Origin of the sequence: Bacillus sp. FSL E2-8887, assembly GCF_038007205.1 — a bacterium.
GTDB lineage: Bacteria > Bacillota > Bacilli > Bacillales > Bacillaceae_G > Bacillus_A > Bacillus_A mycoides.
In genome coordinates this window covers 2,551,079-2,566,648 of sequence record NZ_JBBOWS010000001.1, presented here as the reverse complement: position 1 = coordinate 2,566,648, position 15,570 = coordinate 2,551,079, and the positions used below count along the sequence as shown (strand labels likewise).

At 33.0% G+C, this 15,570-nt stretch carries 26 protein-coding genes and 1 pseudogene; 16 read left to right on the top strand and 11 right to left on the bottom strand.

What is annotated here, in order from left to right:
• The first annotated feature begins 30 nt into the window (after window positions 1–30).
• From NSQ08_RS12950 to NSQ08_RS12910, 9 genes are all read left to right on the top strand, one after another.
• Window positions 31–531: a GNAT family N-acetyltransferase gene (locus NSQ08_RS12950; RefSeq protein WP_002032747.1), complete on the top strand. Its 501-nt coding sequence runs from the start codon at window positions 31–33 to the stop codon at window positions 529–531.
• An 87-nt stretch (window positions 532–618) separates the two neighbouring features.
• Window positions 619–1,557, top strand: coding sequence for a DMT family transporter (locus tag NSQ08_RS12945; RefSeq protein WP_340775444.1), 939 nt, complete (start codon window positions 619–621; stop codon window positions 1,555–1,557).
• 61 nt (window positions 1,558–1,618) lie between these two features.
• Window positions 1,619–2,020 carry a GNAT family N-acetyltransferase gene (locus NSQ08_RS12940; RefSeq protein WP_340775441.1) on the top strand — a complete coding sequence of 134 codons (402 nt, stop codon included), beginning with the start codon at window positions 1,619–1,621 and terminating at the stop codon, window positions 2,018–2,020.
• 248 nt (window positions 2,021–2,268) lie between these two features.
• Entirely contained in the window at window positions 2,269–3,069 is an 801-nt protein-coding gene (locus tag NSQ08_RS12935) for an aminoglycoside N(3)-acetyltransferase (protein ID WP_340780155.1), read from the top strand.
• Window positions 3,070–3,081: 12 nt separating this feature from the next.
• A complete protein-coding gene (locus NSQ08_RS12930) occupies window positions 3,082–3,771 on the top strand; it encodes a phosphopantothenoylcysteine decarboxylase domain-containing protein (RefSeq protein ID WP_107886737.1) in 690 nt (229 codons plus the stop codon).
• 183 nt (window positions 3,772–3,954) lie between these two features.
• Window positions 3,955–4,428, top strand: a complete 474-nt coding sequence (locus tag NSQ08_RS12925) for a tetratricopeptide repeat protein (RefSeq protein ID WP_002084932.1) — start codon at window positions 3,955–3,957, stop codon at window positions 4,426–4,428.
• A 12-nt stretch (window positions 4,429–4,440) separates the two neighbouring features.
• Window positions 4,441–5,496, top strand: a complete 1,056-nt coding sequence (locus tag NSQ08_RS12920) for a hypothetical protein (protein WP_340775427.1) — start codon at window positions 4,441–4,443, stop codon at window positions 5,494–5,496.
• Between the two features lie 217 nt (window positions 5,497–5,713).
• Window positions 5,714–6,241 carry a DUF402 domain-containing protein gene (locus tag NSQ08_RS12915; protein ID WP_002032735.1) on the top strand — a complete coding sequence of 176 codons (528 nt, stop codon included), beginning with the start codon at window positions 5,714–5,716 and terminating at the stop codon, window positions 6,239–6,241.
• A gap of 141 nt (window positions 6,242–6,382) precedes the next feature.
• Window positions 6,383–6,475 (top strand): putative holin-like toxin, encoded by a 93-nt coding sequence (locus tag NSQ08_RS12910; RefSeq protein ID WP_001289318.1) that lies wholly within the window; start codon window positions 6,383–6,385, stop codon window positions 6,473–6,475.
• 228 nt (window positions 6,476–6,703) lie between these two features.
• On the opposite strand, the gene NSQ08_RS12905 is transcribed toward NSQ08_RS12910, so the two are convergent.
• A complete protein-coding gene (locus NSQ08_RS12905) occupies window positions 6,704–7,525 on the bottom strand; it encodes an HNH endonuclease (RefSeq protein ID WP_000189680.1) in 822 nt (273 codons plus the stop codon).
• A 149-nt stretch (window positions 7,526–7,674) separates the two neighbouring features.
• Between NSQ08_RS12905 and NSQ08_RS12900 the strand changes: the two genes are divergently transcribed.
• Window positions 7,675–8,760 (top strand): AI-2E family transporter, encoded by a 1,086-nt coding sequence (locus tag NSQ08_RS12900; RefSeq protein WP_000837889.1) that lies wholly within the window; start codon window positions 7,675–7,677, stop codon window positions 8,758–8,760.
• 388 nt (window positions 8,761–9,148) lie between these two features.
• Here NSQ08_RS12900 and NSQ08_RS12895 read toward each other — a convergent pair whose 3' ends face one another.
• From NSQ08_RS12895 to NSQ08_RS12865, 7 genes are read right to left on the bottom strand one after another with little or no spacing between them, the layout of a single operon-like run.
• Window positions 9,149–9,289, bottom strand: coding sequence for a YrzI family small protein (locus tag NSQ08_RS12895; protein ID WP_002189927.1), 141 nt, complete (start codon window positions 9,287–9,289; stop codon window positions 9,149–9,151).
• A 27-nt stretch (window positions 9,290–9,316) separates the two neighbouring features.
• Window positions 9,317–9,457, bottom strand: coding sequence for a YrzI family small protein (locus NSQ08_RS12890; RefSeq protein WP_000672237.1), 141 nt, complete (start codon window positions 9,455–9,457; stop codon window positions 9,317–9,319).
• Window positions 9,458–9,483: 26 nt separating this feature from the next.
• Complete coding sequence (locus tag NSQ08_RS12885) at window positions 9,484–9,627, bottom strand: YrzI family small protein (RefSeq protein WP_002120145.1); 144 nt, start codon at window positions 9,625–9,627, stop codon at window positions 9,484–9,486.
• A 26-nt stretch (window positions 9,628–9,653) separates the two neighbouring features.
• Complete coding sequence (locus tag NSQ08_RS12880) at window positions 9,654–9,797, bottom strand: YrzI family small protein (protein ID WP_002013394.1); 144 nt, start codon at window positions 9,795–9,797, stop codon at window positions 9,654–9,656.
• Between the two features lie 26 nt (window positions 9,798–9,823).
• Window positions 9,824–9,967: a YrzI family small protein gene (locus tag NSQ08_RS12875; RefSeq protein ID WP_003189685.1), complete on the bottom strand. Its 144-nt coding sequence runs from the start codon at window positions 9,965–9,967 to the stop codon at window positions 9,824–9,826.
• A gap of 28 nt (window positions 9,968–9,995) precedes the next feature.
• Window positions 9,996–10,139, bottom strand: coding sequence for a YrzI family small protein (locus tag NSQ08_RS12870; RefSeq protein ID WP_000142704.1), 144 nt, complete (start codon window positions 10,137–10,139; stop codon window positions 9,996–9,998).
• A 27-nt stretch (window positions 10,140–10,166) separates the two neighbouring features.
• On the bottom strand, window positions 10,167–10,307 hold the full coding sequence (locus NSQ08_RS12865; protein ID WP_000156202.1) for a YrzI family small protein: 141 nt from the start codon (window positions 10,305–10,307) through the stop codon (window positions 10,167–10,169).
• Window positions 10,308–10,748: 441 nt separating this feature from the next.
• Here NSQ08_RS12865 and NSQ08_RS12860 point away from each other — a divergent pair, with 441 nt between their 5' ends.
• The 5 genes from NSQ08_RS12860 to NSQ08_RS12840 all read left to right on the top strand — a co-directional run bounded on the left by NSQ08_RS12860 (window position 10,749) and on the right by NSQ08_RS12840 (window position 13,944).
• Complete coding sequence (locus NSQ08_RS12860) at window positions 10,749–11,342, top strand: DUF4825 domain-containing protein (RefSeq protein ID WP_002189924.1); 594 nt, start codon at window positions 10,749–10,751, stop codon at window positions 11,340–11,342.
• Between the two features lie 172 nt (window positions 11,343–11,514).
• Entirely contained in the window at window positions 11,515–11,895 is a 381-nt protein-coding gene (locus tag NSQ08_RS12855; RefSeq protein WP_002035177.1) for a GntR family transcriptional regulator, read from the top strand.
• The gene (locus tag NSQ08_RS12850) at window positions 11,892–12,764 is read left to right on the top strand and encodes an ABC transporter ATP-binding protein (RefSeq protein WP_033709655.1); all 873 of its coding nucleotides are present in this window, start codon (window positions 11,892–11,894) and stop codon (window positions 12,762–12,764) included. Before NSQ08_RS12855 ends, NSQ08_RS12850 begins: the two co-directional genes overlap by 4 nt.
• Window positions 12,761–13,432, top strand: coding sequence for a DUF4052 family protein (locus NSQ08_RS12845; protein ID WP_033709654.1), 672 nt, complete (start codon window positions 12,761–12,763; stop codon window positions 13,430–13,432). Before NSQ08_RS12850 ends, NSQ08_RS12845 begins: the two co-directional genes overlap by 4 nt.
• Window positions 13,433–13,464: 32 nt before the next feature.
• On the top strand, window positions 13,465–13,944 hold the full coding sequence (locus tag NSQ08_RS12840; protein ID WP_215589785.1) for a CcdC family protein: 480 nt from the start codon (window positions 13,465–13,467) through the stop codon (window positions 13,942–13,944).
• Window positions 13,945–13,978: 34 nt separating this feature from the next.
• Here the strand turns inward: NSQ08_RS12840 and NSQ08_RS12835 are convergent, their stop codons facing one another.
• Window positions 13,979–14,122, bottom strand: coding sequence for a hypothetical protein (locus tag NSQ08_RS12835; RefSeq protein WP_154214672.1), 144 nt, complete (start codon window positions 14,120–14,122; stop codon window positions 13,979–13,981).
• Here NSQ08_RS12835 and NSQ08_RS12830 point away from each other — a divergent pair.
• A pseudogene (locus NSQ08_RS12830) lies at window positions 14,097–14,264 on the top strand (2'-5' RNA ligase family protein); the annotation flags it as partial. The gene NSQ08_RS12835 and the pseudogene NSQ08_RS12830 overlap by 26 nt on opposite strands.
• Before the next feature lie 15 nt (window positions 14,265–14,279).
• Here NSQ08_RS12830 and coaW read toward each other — a convergent pair.
• Together coaW and NSQ08_RS12820 are read right to left on the bottom strand one after the other, a co-directional pair.
• A complete protein-coding gene (gene coaW / locus NSQ08_RS12825) occupies window positions 14,280–15,101 on the bottom strand; it encodes a type II pantothenate kinase (protein ID WP_340775388.1) in 822 nt (273 codons plus the stop codon).
• 27 nt (window positions 15,102–15,128) lie between these two features.
• The gene (locus NSQ08_RS12820) at window positions 15,129–15,527 is read right to left on the bottom strand and encodes a 3-hydroxyacyl-ACP dehydratase FabZ family protein (protein ID WP_340775385.1); all 399 of its coding nucleotides are present in this window, start codon (window positions 15,525–15,527) and stop codon (window positions 15,129–15,131) included.
• Window positions 15,528–15,570 lie beyond the last annotated feature (43 nt).

Below are 15,570 nucleotides of genomic sequence, written 5' to 3'. Positions count from 1 at the left end.
ATTATGTTAACTTAAAGGGGCAGGATAAATATGATTCGATTACTTACGAAAGAAGATGCGGAAAAATATTGGGACTTACGTTTACAAGCTTTACAAGTAAATCCAGAGGCATTTGTAACAACTTATGAAGAGGCGATTCGCCAGGAAAATCCTATTAAGAGAGTGGAAAGTAATTTAACAGCTACTACTAGTTGTACATTTGGTGCATTTAATGAAGAAAATCATTTAGTTGGAGTTGTCACTTTACTAACAGAAGAGAGAGAGGCGTATAAACATAAAGGTCATATCGTTGCGATGTATGTAGATGCACAAAACAGGCGGAACGGATTGGCACGTGAGTTAATAACAAATGCCATTCAAAGAGCGCGAGATATAAAACTAGAGCAATTGACATTAGGTGTTGTATCTACAAACGAACCAGCAAAAAAATTGTATGAATCAATGGGCTTTAAAACGTATGGAATTGAAAAAAGAGCTATAAAGGTGAATGGTGTGTATAGTGATGATGAAAATATGGTGTTGTTTCTTTAAAGAATACATATATAATAAGAATTGCGAATTTTAATTATATTCATTTTGTTGTATCGTATAACAAGAAACTAAACAAGGGGTTTTAAAATGAAAGTTATTGTAATAGGGATATTGGCATCATTTTTCTTTGCCTTTACCTTTGTGTTAAACCGGTCGATGGACTTAGGGGGCGGGAGTTGGATTTGGAGTGCATCACTACGGTATTACTTTATGGTTCCAATGCTATTACTTATTGTCATGTATAGGGGGAATTTAAAACAACTCTTGCAATATATGAAAAACAATCCGAAAGAGTGGTTGTTATGGAGTATTGTAGGGTTTGGTCTCTTTTATGCACCGCTTAGTTTCGCGGGTGCGTTTGGACCGGGGTGGCTTGTCGCTTCGACTTGGCAAATTACAATAGTTGCAGGGATTTTGTTAACACCATTTTTTGCGGTAGACCCATTACATAAAAAACTTCCAATGAAAGAATTAGTAATGTCAGGCATTATTTTATTCGGTGTTGTTCTTATGCAAGTAGAACACGCTTCTTCTTTAGGGATTCGTGAAACCATTTTATGTGTGGTTCCTGTACTCATTGCTGCGTTTGCATATCCACTTGGAAATAGAAAAATGATGCAAGTATGTAAGGGCGAATTAGATGTCTTCCAACGAGTTCTCGGTATGACATTAGCAAGTTTACCATTTTGGTTTTTACTATCTGGTTATGAAGTATCAACAGGCGGATTACCGTCAAGTAGTCAAGTTTTCCAATGTTTTATTGTAGCAGTTAGTTCAGGGTTAATCGCAACGGTATTATTCTTCTTTGCGACAGATCTTGTAAAAGATGATCCGCAAAAATTAGCAACAGTTGAGGCGACACAGTCTGGTGAAGTTTTATTTGCATTAGTAGGAGAGCTGATCTGGTTATCGGCTCCAATTCCGTCTTCTTTATCGTGGGTTGGAATGAGTCTTGTAATTGTCGGAATGATACTTCATAGTTATGTAGCTGTAGTTGTGAAAAAAGAAGAGAAAATAACGGCGTAATGAGATTAGCTCTTTTTCAATAAAGAGCTAATCTTTTTTCATGAGAAAGGATGGAGATAGGATGTTACAACGTGTTGAGTATTTAGAAATAGATCCCATTAAAAAAGTATTAAAGCATGCGACCGGTCCGAGTGAAGCGAGCTTATTTAAAGCAGTTTCAATGTATAAAAATGATCAGGCAGTGCTATATAAATATGGGAATAAGGGTTGCATAGGTATAGTGCTAATTCATACAAATAGAGCGAGAATGTGTCACATAGCTGTTGATGAAAAATATCGTAATCGAGGAATTGCACTTCAAATGATTAAAGAAATAATTAGGGAATATGAGTTAACATATATTGAGGCTGAGACAGATACAGAGGCAGTCGGATTTTACAAGAAATGTAACTTTAAGATTGAAAGCTTGGGAGAGAAATATCTGGGGGTAGAGAGGTTTTATTGTTATTTAGAGAATGAATAAAATAAATAGCTCATCATTTGTGATGGGCTATTTCATATTAGTATAAATTAAGATTGCTAGATTGAAAGTTTTTGATTGTGTTCACCTTTCTATATTAATTTTAAATAAATACACCATAATTTAACTGTTTCCGATATGATAAAAACGACAGAGGTATAGTAATTGAAATGATTAAGTTAAAAATTAAGAAAAATATGATAATATATGTATGTATTAGTTTAAAGCAAAATGGGGGAACAATCGTGAAAATGAATGACATAGTGGCGAATACACAATTTCCAAATACAATCGAAACAATTACAAATGATTTAAAAGCATTAGGGATAGAAAAGGGAATGACAGTTATTGTACATTCTTCATTAAGTTCAATCGGTTGGATATCAGGCGGTGCAGTTGCCGTAGTAGAAGCGTTAATGAAAGTTGTTACAGAAGAAGGAACGATAATTATGCCGACGCAATCTTCGGATTTATCCGATCCAAAACATTGGTCAAGACCACCTGTACCAGAAGAATGGTGGCAAATTATTCGGGATAACGTCCCAGCATTTGATCCACGTATAACACCAACAAGGGCAATGGGAGAAGTAGTTGAATGTTTTCGTACATATCCGAATGTATTGCGCAGTAATCATCCACTCAGTAGTTTTGCAGCATGGGGGCAACACGCAGAAGAAATTACAGCGAATCATTCACTTTCCATAAGTTTTGGTGAAGAATCGCCATTACGAAAAATATACGATTTAGATGGATACATATTATTACTTGGTGTTGGTTATGACTCTAATACGTCTATACATTTATCTGAGGTACGTACAGGTGCACGCGAGTTAATAAAGGTAGGAGCACCTATTATAGAAGAAGGTGTAAGAGTATGGAAAGAATTCGTTGAAATGGATTACGATTCTGATACGTTTGTAGAAATCGGAGTTGAATATGAGCTTAAAGGAACAGTTATGCGTGGGAAGATAGGGAATGCGACGTGCCGTTTTATGAGGCAGCGTGATGCAGTTGACTTTGGAACAGAGTGGTTTCGTGCGAAAAATCAGTAAGGGATGGTTATTATGCAAGGGAAAAAAGTATTAATTACGAGCGGCGGCTGCCTAGAAAAATGGGATCAAGTACGTGGGCATACAAATTTAGCAAAAGGTACGATTGGAAGAATTATTGCAGAAGAGCTAATGAAAAAAGGAGCAAATGTTATATATTTGCATGGCTATTTCGCTGAGAAGCCAATGGATGTAAATAACCAATTAGAATTGCACCCATTTGAGGGGATTATTGATTTACAAGATAAGATGAAAAGTATTATTACACATGAAAAAGTAGATGCAGTTATTATGGCTGCTGCTGGCTCAGATTGGGTTGTCGAAAAGATTTGTGATCAAGATGGAAATGTTCTTAATATGAACGGAAAGATTTCAAGTGACATCGCTCCAATTATTCATTTTCAAAAAGCGCCAAAAGTATTAAAACAAATAAAGAGTTGGGATCCAGAAACGATACTCGTTGGCTTTAAACTTGAAAGTGACGTAAATGAAGCAGAACTTATTGAAAGAGCAAGTAAAAGAATGGAAGATGCAAAAGCAAGTGTAATGGTAGCAAACTCACCGCATTCTTTATATTCTCGCGGTGCTGTGCATCACGTTATTGGACAAGACGGTAATGTGAAGTTATGTAATGGGAAAGATGAAACTGCAAAAGAAATTGTCAATATGTTAGAGCATTTATGTAATCGTATCACTGCGATGTAAATTTAAGCTTTTAGAAAGAGATGCAGTCGCATAGTATGTAATGGAGTTAATATTAAATTAGTGGGGGAACTTAGCCCTCACTGATTATTAAATTGAATCAATGGAATAAATAGGCCATTAGCTGCTCGTAAATGTGTAATACATGATATATGCATAATGAACATTTTGTGAGGAGTGGATTGTATGGAACATTTATTAAAGCAAGCTATTAAACTTAGAAATGAAAAGAAATATGCGCAGTCTAGAGAGATACTTATAGGATTAACAAACTTTACGAGGGATGCAGAAGTACTATATCAATGCGCTTGGATACATGATGTAATGGGTCTTGAAACGGAAGCGGTTCCGTATTATGAACAGGCAATTGCGAACGGACTTGATGGTGAATCTCTTTGCGGTGCGTATATCGGTCTTGGCAGTACGTATCGTTGTATAGGGGAATATGATAAAGCGATTACTGTATTAGAAGCAGGGATAAAGAAGTTCCCGGAAAATGACGTGATGAAAGTGTTTTTATCATTAGCAAAATATAACGTAAACGAACATGAAGAAGCGATGAAATTACTGTTAGAGACAGTTGTGAAAGTAGATGAGATAAAAGAATTTGAACGTGCTATTTCATTTTATAAAGACCATTTAAATGAGGTTTTTGAATAGAGGAGAGAAGGAATGAATCCATCAATTTCACGAAGGAAAAAAGGCATTTGGATTGGACTCGTATCTTTAATTGTGTTATCAAACTATTTATTGTATGCCCTGCCAATAGTGCCAGCTGCCCCGAAAGAAGTAGTCCTCGGTTCATTATTAGATTTTATGTTTGTAATTCCAGTCATCACATATTTCTTTATTATACGGAAAAGATATTCGTTAACGTATATGTTTCCTGTAGTTATAGCTGGATATGTATTCGCAAGATTTATAATTCCTAGTGATTATTTACAAGCTTTTTCATTTGTTTCGTATGTAATAGTTGCTGGAGAAATTGTGTTCGTATGTTTTGAACTGTTTCTTATATTTAAAATTATAAGAGTACTTCCTAAAATAATAAAACGATATAAAGAATATAGAAGTGAGTATTCTTCATTTTCTTATGCGATTGATGCAGCATTTGATGCTAATATGAAGAGAAGTAAGACAGTAAATATCATTCTAACAGAGTGTAAATTACTCTATTATGCTTTTTTATCGTGGCGTGAAAAAGTATTAGAAAGTGAATCCACATACTCATATCATAAAAAGACCGGTGCAATAGGTGTTTATATCATGATTATTCATGCAACATTAATTGAAAGTATCGGTTTTCATTATTTACTTCATCAATGGAATCCAGTAATAGCTTGGGTTTTACTCATCTTAAACATATATGCGATGTTTTATTTTTTAGCTGAAATACAAGCGATGCGTAAAAATCCAATTATCGTTGCGGAAGAAAAAGTGATTATTCAAATTGGATTAGGAAAGAAAATCGTTATATCATTTACACAAATTGATAACATTGTGTTTTATAAAGGCGAATCTTTAACGAAAGAAGAAGAGAAAGAGGTTCTTGACGCAACTGTTATGGAATTTATAAAGGAACCTCCAACTTTTGAAATAACGTTAAAAGAGCCAATTAAAGCGCAGTTTTTATATGGATTTTCTAAAACAGTAAGTCGTATTCACTTAAATGTAGACGATGAACGGAAATTTTATGATGTAGTTAAGGGAAAGTTAAAACATGAGTAAGCTCCTAAATATCATCGTGCGTTTGGTGTATATGGAGTTTGTATTGAAAAAAATAAAAGACCATATATGAATTGTGGTTAATAAAATAGTAGTAGTTCATTAACTCCTTCCATTATAGAAGGAGTTTTTATGATGCGGAATACGGTATACTTTCTTAATCAGGAGCGTAAAGGATATAATTAAAAACGGACTATATGATAAAAGGGGTAACTAAAAAATGAATTGTTTACATACATCAAGGATTGAAATTATAGAAAGAAAAATACGTTATGATTCTACAACTGTAGATCACGTTTGTTTATTAGTAGAAGCACAACCGAAGAGAATCGTACTATTTCATGAGGTACAGTACCCTTTTACTATGACAGCAAACGAAATAAAATTAACTATTCCTAAAGGTAGTTATACAACCGCATATTATTGGGAAGATCGTCCGTATAACCTATACATATGGAGAGATGATGCTGGGCATTATTTAGGGTCATATTTTAATATCATAAAAAACACACATGTAGGAAATGAGTTAGTAACATTTGAAGATTTAATCATTGATATTATGGTTCTTCCTAATGGTGAGTATTTCATATTAGATGAAGTCGAATTACCTGAGTCATTAGATCAATTTGAAAATGGTTATGTGAAAGAAGCTCTTAACGTATTAACGGATACAATTCATGTCTTCTTACCTCAAATGATTTTAGAAACGGAGACTATATTTAAACAGAAAGAGATTTTTTCTACATGAAAAATAAAAAAACTCGCAGCTTACTAGCTTGCGGGTTTTCATCGTAAACTATTAGAAAATATGATAAAATTAAGAGGTAACTTATGGTACGGTTGGTTGTTCAATTATCACTTCTCCAAAGTAGGAGGGGGGTGATAATAAGTGAGTGAAATTGCGTTGTTATTGCAAGGTGGACTGTTTCTCATTGCATTGTTAACGTTTATTGTCGTCTTAATTGACAAGCTCAAAAAATAACAACCCACCTATGCCTATAGAAAGTGGGTTGTTGTGTTTGTACGAAACAAATAGGATAAATGAACAATCCAATCTGCTAAGTTACGTGGACTAGTGTGTAGCCGCACACTAGTCTTTTTTATTTATATACAGGTTTTAATTGTTTTATGTGATTGTATTGTTCTTTTCACACTTATTATAACACAGTGTCTTTTCATGAAGAAAGGAGACCGTATGTTCCCATATGGATTAAATAGAACGTGTAGTTTCTTTAAATAGCCCATCCATATACTGTTTTAAACTTTCCACAAAAAATCCTTTTTTGTCTACATTATTTACGCCGACAATTGGTGATGGAAGATTGTATCTTTTTTCTGATAAATGAACAACAACATCAAAAATATCAAATAGGCGAATGAAGCAGAATAGACCGTCTTTATCACTAAGTAAAATAAAGTAATGGTTTTCGCTCGTTGTATTTAATGTATTCCATAAAGAGCTTTTGCTTAAGTCACGAACGATACTCTTTTCCTTTAATTCCATGAAATCGGCATTTAATAGAATGGTAGAAATATCAATCGCATCTGGATCGTCAAAGTAGCCATCAATTGTTTGTACAGCAAAAGTATAAGCCATTTTTAATACACTCATTTTATATTTACGGTTATCTAAAAGCAATTCACGTTGAATAGAACTAGCTACTTTTGTTACGCGCTCTTCTTTCCAAATTTCATTATGTAATGAAATATCGTGCTTTTTACATAGTTTCATAATTAATGCATTGGAATAAAGTATCTCATCACTTACTTCGACTACATCTGTCTCAGCGGCTGCTAGCTCCTCACCATGTTCATTCGTATAGAGAGGGGAGTCGATTTGTTTTTTCATTTGCTCAATCTTATATTGACTTAATTTATGTCTAATTAAAGGACGGTCAATATTTGTTGTCATATGTTCATGACAGGAATCACAAATTGAGTTTATGAAATAATATCCACATAATATCTCTGGAATGACATATTGTTCACTAAGTTCTTTCGTATCTTTTCTGCAAATGATGCATTGTGTCATATTTATCACCTTTACCTGCAAATTTGTCTGTAATCTCATTGTAGTGTATTTAATGGGATTTTGGAATATTGTAAAGGAAAATATTATGTGAAATCTAAGTTTAATTTGGTACAATGAAGAGAAGTGCTAGTTTAAAGGAGGACGTTTTTTTGAAATCGAAAGTGCACTTTTGGACATTAGAAGTGCTGATGGTTGTAGGAATTATATTTATTTGCACAAAAATATCGTTTCTATTTCAACCGATTGGTATCTTCATATCAACATTATTTTTCCCAATTTTAATCGCGTTATTTTTATACTTCATATTTAATCCATTGTTAGTCTTTTTGGAGAATAAAAAGGTACCTAGAGGTTTAGCGATTTTACTACTGTATCTTTTTATCATCACATTAACTGGAGTTGCTATTGGAGTAGTTGTTCCAACCATCTCACAACAGTTAATGGATTTAGTAAAAAATATGCCGACTTACATAAAAGAGGGAAAAGTATACATACAAGATCTATCCCATCATAGATTATTTGAATGGCTATCTACACAAAACTACGTTTCCATTGAGACAATTGAGAAAAATGCAATTGAATACTTAAAGGAAATACCAAACACACTTACGTCGAGTGCAACGGCTTTATTTGGTATTATCACGAACGTGGCGTTAGTTATCTTTACAGTACCGTTCATTTTATTTTATATGTTTAAAGATGGACATGCATTTCCAGGAAAAGCTGTTAGTGTATTACCAGAGTCTTACCGTGAAGAAGGACTTCGTATCATAAAGGAAACGAACGAAACATTATCTGCATATATTCAAGGCCAAGCGCTCGTTTGTATGTTTATTGGTGCCTTTACATTTACTGGTTATTTAATCATCGGTTTACCGTATGCTTTCGTTTTAGGAATTATCGCAGCATTTACAAATATAATTCCGAACTTAGGTCCATTTATCGGAGCAGCACCAGCTGTCATTATAGGTCTGTTCGTATCTCCGATGCAAGCTCTGTACGTAATTATTATAGTAACAATCGTACAACAGTTTGAAAGTAACATCATTTCACCGCGTATTATGAGTTCAAAATTAAATATCCATCCGTTGACAATTATCATCCTTATTTTAGGGGTAGGTAATTTCGCGGGAATTATCGGAATGATTTTAGCAGTACCAGCTTATGCGGTAACAAAAACAGTTGTTTCGAACTTAGTGAGATTGTTTAAGACGAAACGAAGTAAACGGAAATAGAATATGTTGAGAAAGATACACCGCTTAATAAAAAAGGGGTGTATCTTTTATTTTTTAGTGTATGAAATACTTATTATTGTATATTTTTTACACATCAAATCAGGCTGTGAATTTTTGTTAAATAAACTTTATCCCGCTATTTGTGGGCAGTAAAACTCCCACCTCAAAATTCAGGTGAAGAAAAAAGAAGTTAGGAGGGAGATCAACTGCGCGTAAACGCCCGATTGGTGAGAGCTAATAATCAGTGGGGGATGAACAAAACCCCCACTGATTAAAGTTTCACTTTATAAACTATGTGGAATCCCTCTGAACTATCCAAATCATTTCTTTACACCGCGTTATTAACATCATAATCGACTCCTTTCATTTCTAATATAAGTTCAAACAATTATAGGCGAGTGTAGTACTTGCTTCTACGATCACGAATTTCATCTATAATCTTTTTATACTGTTCCTCTTGTTTTACTTCATTTGCAGATATAGTTTCTTTTTGAATCGTAATGGTTAAAAAGAAAAGGTGAAACCTCATACATGAATTCCTCCTTTCGAATAGGAATTACAGGTGACTACAATAATGACTTTGTCGCTCTTTTACGTTGTACATAGCCTGCTCAATTTGTCGATCATGAAGCATATCAGACTCAGACAGTTTATTTTTTTGAATGGTAATCGTTAAAAATAATACTCTGAATTTCATTGGATTTTTACCCCTTTATAATTTATTTAGTAAAGACGATTGTAATAAGAGGACTGGCGCTCTTTCACATCATCCATAATATTTTTAATTTGTTGTTCACGAGAAATTTCATCTCTTGAAAGTTTACGCTTTTGAATGGTAATCGTTAAAAAGAAAGCTTTGAATTTCATTAGGATATTACCCCTTTATAATTTATTTAGTAAAGACGATTGTAATAAGAGGACTGGCGCTCTTTCACATCATCCATAATGTTTTTAATTTGTTGCTCACGAGAAATTTCATCTTTTGAAAGTTTGCGTTTTTGAATGGTAATCGTTAAAAAGAAAGCCTTAAATTTCATTAGGATATTACCCCTTTATAATTTATTTAGTAAAGGCGATTGTAATAAGAGGACTGACGCTCTTTTACTTCGTCTATAATAATTTTAATTTGTTGTTCACGTAAGATTTCAGCTTTTGAAGATTTACGTTTTTGAATGGTGATAGTTAAAAAGAAAGCTTTGAATTTCATTAGGAAATTGCCCCTTTAAAAAATATTTTTAATACATTTGTGTATAATACGAACTTTTAATGTCCGTTATTTTATCCATAGTTTGTTTTAATTGTTGTTTACGAAAGATTTCAGCTTCAGATAAAGTTTTTTTCTGAAGTGCTGTCGTAAAAAAGAAAATATGAAAAGTCATAGACGAATTCCTCCTTTCGAAAAGGAATTACAGGTGATCGCAATAAAGCACTTGGCGCTCCTTAACATCATTCATAGCTTTTGTAATTTGCTCATTATGAAGAATTTCAGCTTTGGAAAGTGTATTTCTTTGAATCGTAATACTTAAAAACAATACGCTAATTGTCATCGAATGTTGCTCCTTTCTTTAAAAAATAATGTATGAGACTAAAAAATCGCACAAAAAAGCCACAGGAAGATGTCGTTCTCCTATGGCTGGGCGTGAAAAAGCCACAGGAAAGTATACGACCTCCTGTGGCGAATTTATGAATTAAAAGAAATAAAGTACGATTTTTAATTCTCCATTAGGGTGGTCGAATTCATATTTAATTGTCCGAAAAACACAGATGCAGTTAACGCTAAAGTTAAAGCATGTAATTGTAATTTCATCATTTCCTTCGACCTCCTTTTAGAATATTTTTCTTACGTTAGTAATTATATACAATTAATGGATAATTGTAAACAGAAAAATTGAAAATTTTTAATTTTGATTAAAATGCGTATATTTAAAAGGGTTTTTTAAAGGATACATTGTATAGATTGGATAATAAATAGAACTTGGTGGTGTCTAATGAACTATATGAATAGAATAGCAGGTATTATGCTAACAATTTTATTAGTTATTACTGCTTGTTCTAATGGGGAGCAAATAAAAGAAATGTCACATATTGAACCTGGGGCTTTTAAAAAATATACGGGGACATACGTTGGAAATAATTCCGACGTTATTGCGATTGTTACAAACTTACCCGGTGGTGAAACAGTTCAAAGTTTAAATTTAGAAAATGAAAATATTAAAGTGGAATATGGTGCAAAAGAGAATGGAAATCTTACAGAAGAAATGATTGAGACGTATTGGTTTGATGGGAAGGATACGATGAAGAAGAATTTACTCTTTAATGCTATTTATCTTGCAGTTTTAGTACCGAATGCGAAAGGGTATGAGTTTCAGATTGAAAATCAAAGTTTTGCATTAAAAAGAGAAGAACTTTTACCCATACTGTATAAAGAATTTAATGATTTGCCCAAGGATGATCTTATATGGAATAAGGGAATCGTAATGAATTTCTTTTACGGTAATCAAGAAAAAATAGAAAAGCTAGTTAATAATAAAGATTTTCGAAAGCAATTTTTTAATGAACATCCTGTGCGGGAATCTAAGTGATATGGAGGAAGATGTGGTTATTTTACGATTGAAAATACGGACATTTTTTAAAGGGAGTCATTCAGTATCGAATGATTCTTTTTTTTTTGATGAAAATTATGGAAAAAAATATAACGTTGTGCTATGGTTAATTATACAAGTAATGAACCTATGAACCTAAGGTGGTGAAATCGTGAAACTTACTCTAGAACAAAATAAGTTAATATACATACAAATTGCAGAAACAATTGAATCTGATATTTTAAAAGACATATTACTTGAAGAAGAACAAGTTCCGTCGACAAATCAATTTGCGAAGATGTTACAAATTAATCCGGCTACAGCTGCAAAAGGAGTAAATCTACTAGTAGATGAGGGGATTTTATATAAAAAGAGAGGGATCGGGATGTTTGTTACAAAGGGAGCAAAAGAAGTCGTACTAAAAAAAAGACAGCATGTTTTTATGACTGAGTATTTACCTAAAGTGTGGGAAGAAGCAAAAGTACTAGAAATATCAAAAGACGAATTGATGGACATGATACACAAAATTACGAAGGAGGGGAAAGAGGGATGATTGCACTTGAAACGAAAAACTTGTCTAAAAAATATAAAAAGAAATTAGCTGTTAACGAAGTAACTATTTCATTGGAAGAGCATAAAATATATGGTTTACTTGGAAGAAACGGAGCGGGGAAAACGACATTATTAAACATACTTGCTGGTCAAATTATTTCAAGTAGTGGAAGCGTAGCTGTATTTGGTGAAAATGTTTTTGAAAATAGTAAAGCGATGCGAAATATTTGTTTCGTAAAGGTGAAAGAAAACATTAATTTAAGTAGTAAGGTAAAAGATGTTTTTTATTTGTGTAACATGTTTTATGAAAATTGGAATCAAGAATATGCTGAGGAACTTATTAAAAAATTTCAATTGAATGCAAAAGAAAAGTATTATGATTTATCCCATGGTATGCAAACAATTGTTGGTATTATTAAAGGTTTAGCTAGTAGAGCACCAATTACTATTTTTGATGAGCCGACTACCGGTTTAGATGCAGCACATCGAGAGTTGTTTTACGAATTACTATTGGAAGATTATAGTGAATATCCACGAACAATCATCTTATCAACACATTTAGTTGAGGAAGTGTCCCATGTTATAGAAAATGTAATCATATTAAAAGAAGGATCATTAGCTGTTCAATCCTCTGTGGAAGATTTTTTAGAAAAAGGACACATAATATCAGGACATAAAGATAAAGTGACAAATTTTTTAATGGGGAAAAATGTTGTAAAACAAGAGTTGTATGGGAATAAAGAGATTTCTGCGATATGGGGAGATCTTTCTGCTAGAGATTATGAGCTGATAGAAACTGAAGGGTTAGAAATAGACAGAGTAACACTGCAAAAACTATTTATTTATCTAACAGATAATGAGGTGAAATGAAAATGCTTTTAAAACAATTAAAGTTACATATGAAATTTCATTATAAGGCTATTCTTATCTTTTGGTGTGTGGCATTACTTATAAAATGGACAACAACTGCAACTGATATAAAGGGACTAAAGGTAGCATTTTTACATGATATCTTCAATAATTCATCTATTGCAATTGCAATATTTATTGTGGCAAGTATTTTTCTTGTTCAAGATGACATATTTCGTACAGTTGTCTCATTTGGCGTTACTAGATTACAATTCTTTATTGGTTCAGTATGTTTTATCATATTACAATCAGTAATTTTTTCATTTCTACAAGTTTTGCTTTTACAAGGTACATTTTATGAAACGAAACATATAAATTTAGGAGCACATACAATCGAACAATTCTTTGCACAGTTCGTGTTCTATCTATTATTAGCTAGCTTATTTCAATTAACAACTATTTTTCAGAAAAGATTTAATTGGATAGGCTTTGCTTTTAGTGTGATTTTTTTCTTGGGGTTGACGAGTACAATTTATGGTAAGGTAGGTTTGAAAGAATTGGTATTTATTGATAGTAAATCGTTAATTGATATACCCAATGTTATATCAATTTCGATAGTACTTATTTTAATATACTTTATAATTAGCGCTCTATTTATTCGTAAAGTTTCTTTTGAGGATACGATTTAAGCACAAATACTTTAAGAGAGAAGGAAGACTGTATGGGAGATACTTCTTCACTAATAACCGTCTTTTTATGCGTGGCACTGCTAATTTTTTGGCGACGATATCGTTCTATGTATAAGCCGATAAAGGGAACGGGAAAACGTATTTTGTGGCCATTACTATTTTTAACACCGGGTATTTTATTGTTTTTTGGTACAGTACATCCAGCTATAGTACAAGTGACTATAGCAGCATCCATTGGGGTGATTTTCGCAATCCCACTTATATTTCTAACAAACTATGAGCGAAGAGAAGACGGAAACATTTATACGAAAAAAAGTGCTGCCTTTTTAATTACTTTTATCGGAATTGTTATTTTAAGATATGGTTCAAGACAATATATTGTTGACTTAGATCAGCAAACAATAGGTTTATTATTTTACGTAGTTGCGGTGTCTTATATTATTCCGTGGAGAATTGCTTGTTATATAAAGTTTAGGAAAGTTTGGCACGGGAATAGTAATCATGTGATATAAAAATAAAAACTTCTCATTTGAGAAGTTTTTATTTTTATAGGCTATTTGCTTGTAATACAAGTTTCGAAACATCTTTAACAGAACCTATTTCAAATGCTCTCATACGAGCATTTACTGCACGTTTAAATTGCTCTGTTTGAGGTGTCGCTCCTGTAACAGTTGGGAGAAAACATAGCACAGAGTTAGCAACTGAAATAGCGAAGGATATTCCTAGTTTTCATGAGAAGTTAAATTGTGTAATTGATAGAATTAGTGTGGAACGAATTGGTGAGAATGGAGAATCAATTATTGAATTTGAAGTACCATTGCAAAAAAGCTGACAAAAGTCAGCTTTTTTATTTCGAACTATGAAGTAAAGCACCAACTGCACCACTATAACCACCGTCTTGTAAAAAGACTGGTATTTTGTTTTGATATTCTGTATAGCTACTAATAATATTTTGAAGATGTACGTTATTACATAGAGTAGAACCGATGTAAATGATATGGTCAATATTTTTTGCTTCGGCGAATTGAAGACTTAATGCTGTGACGACTTCACCGACAAGTCCTTGAACGGTAGCTAGTATATCTGAATTACTATAATTTGAGTCTGTAATGGTCGCTTTTCCGAAATTGCTAGCAGTTAAGTTATTATCAAGAGGGGAGAGAATCCCACCATAAATATCTCCAACTGTAATATCTAGACTGTTTCTTGAACCAATTTTCGTAAGCGGAATCACGTCTTCAAAATGATCTATATTTGTTAATAGTTTTGAAAGACCCATAATAGTACCACCGCCAACTCCAGTTCCACCAACGCGAACATATTGCTTGTCGTGAACATAGTGAATGGAAGTACCTGTACCGATATTTGTTAATACAAAGTTGTTTATAGCACGTTTTTCTTCTTTTAGTATGTATCGTACTCCTGCTAAAGTAGCTTCAAACTCGTTTAATTCTACTATTTTATATGAACTTGAAAGGAGTTGTTCTAACTGTGTAGCTTTACCACCTGTAATGCATAATTGTGTAATTGAATTATTATTATGAAGCCATTCTTTAATTCTTTCTTGTTCATATGAATAAAATTTTTCGAAAACTAATTTGTTCATTTCATTAAAGTAAGCAATTTTTGTTAATGTTCCCCCAGCATCAATACCAACAACATTCCGCATTTCCCTACCCCTTACTATGTAATCTGTTTAATCAGCTTGATATATTAATAGCTTTTCAATGGTAACGATTGATTGACCGTTTACAGAGGCAATTCCTTTCCCAAGAACAAAACCTCGTCTGTTACGTGTTAATTCATAATGTAAGTCAAGTTTATCACCGGGATACGCATTTTCATGAAATTCCACCCCATCTAAAGAGGAGAGGAAACCAAGTCCTTCAGATTCACTTGTACTTACAAAAGCACTAAGTTGAGCGAGTGCTTCTACAATTAGCATATGAGGCATATAGTTTTGATTTTTATTAATAAACCACTCGTTATTTGTAATCAGTTTGTATCCTGTAGCCGATTGAGATTCTTTAACGTTTGTAATTTTATCAATCATTAAAAATGGATAGCGATGGGGAAGAGTATCTTTAATATTCATATCGTACCTCCAGGAATAATAATACCCCTGCTAAAGTTAAGCA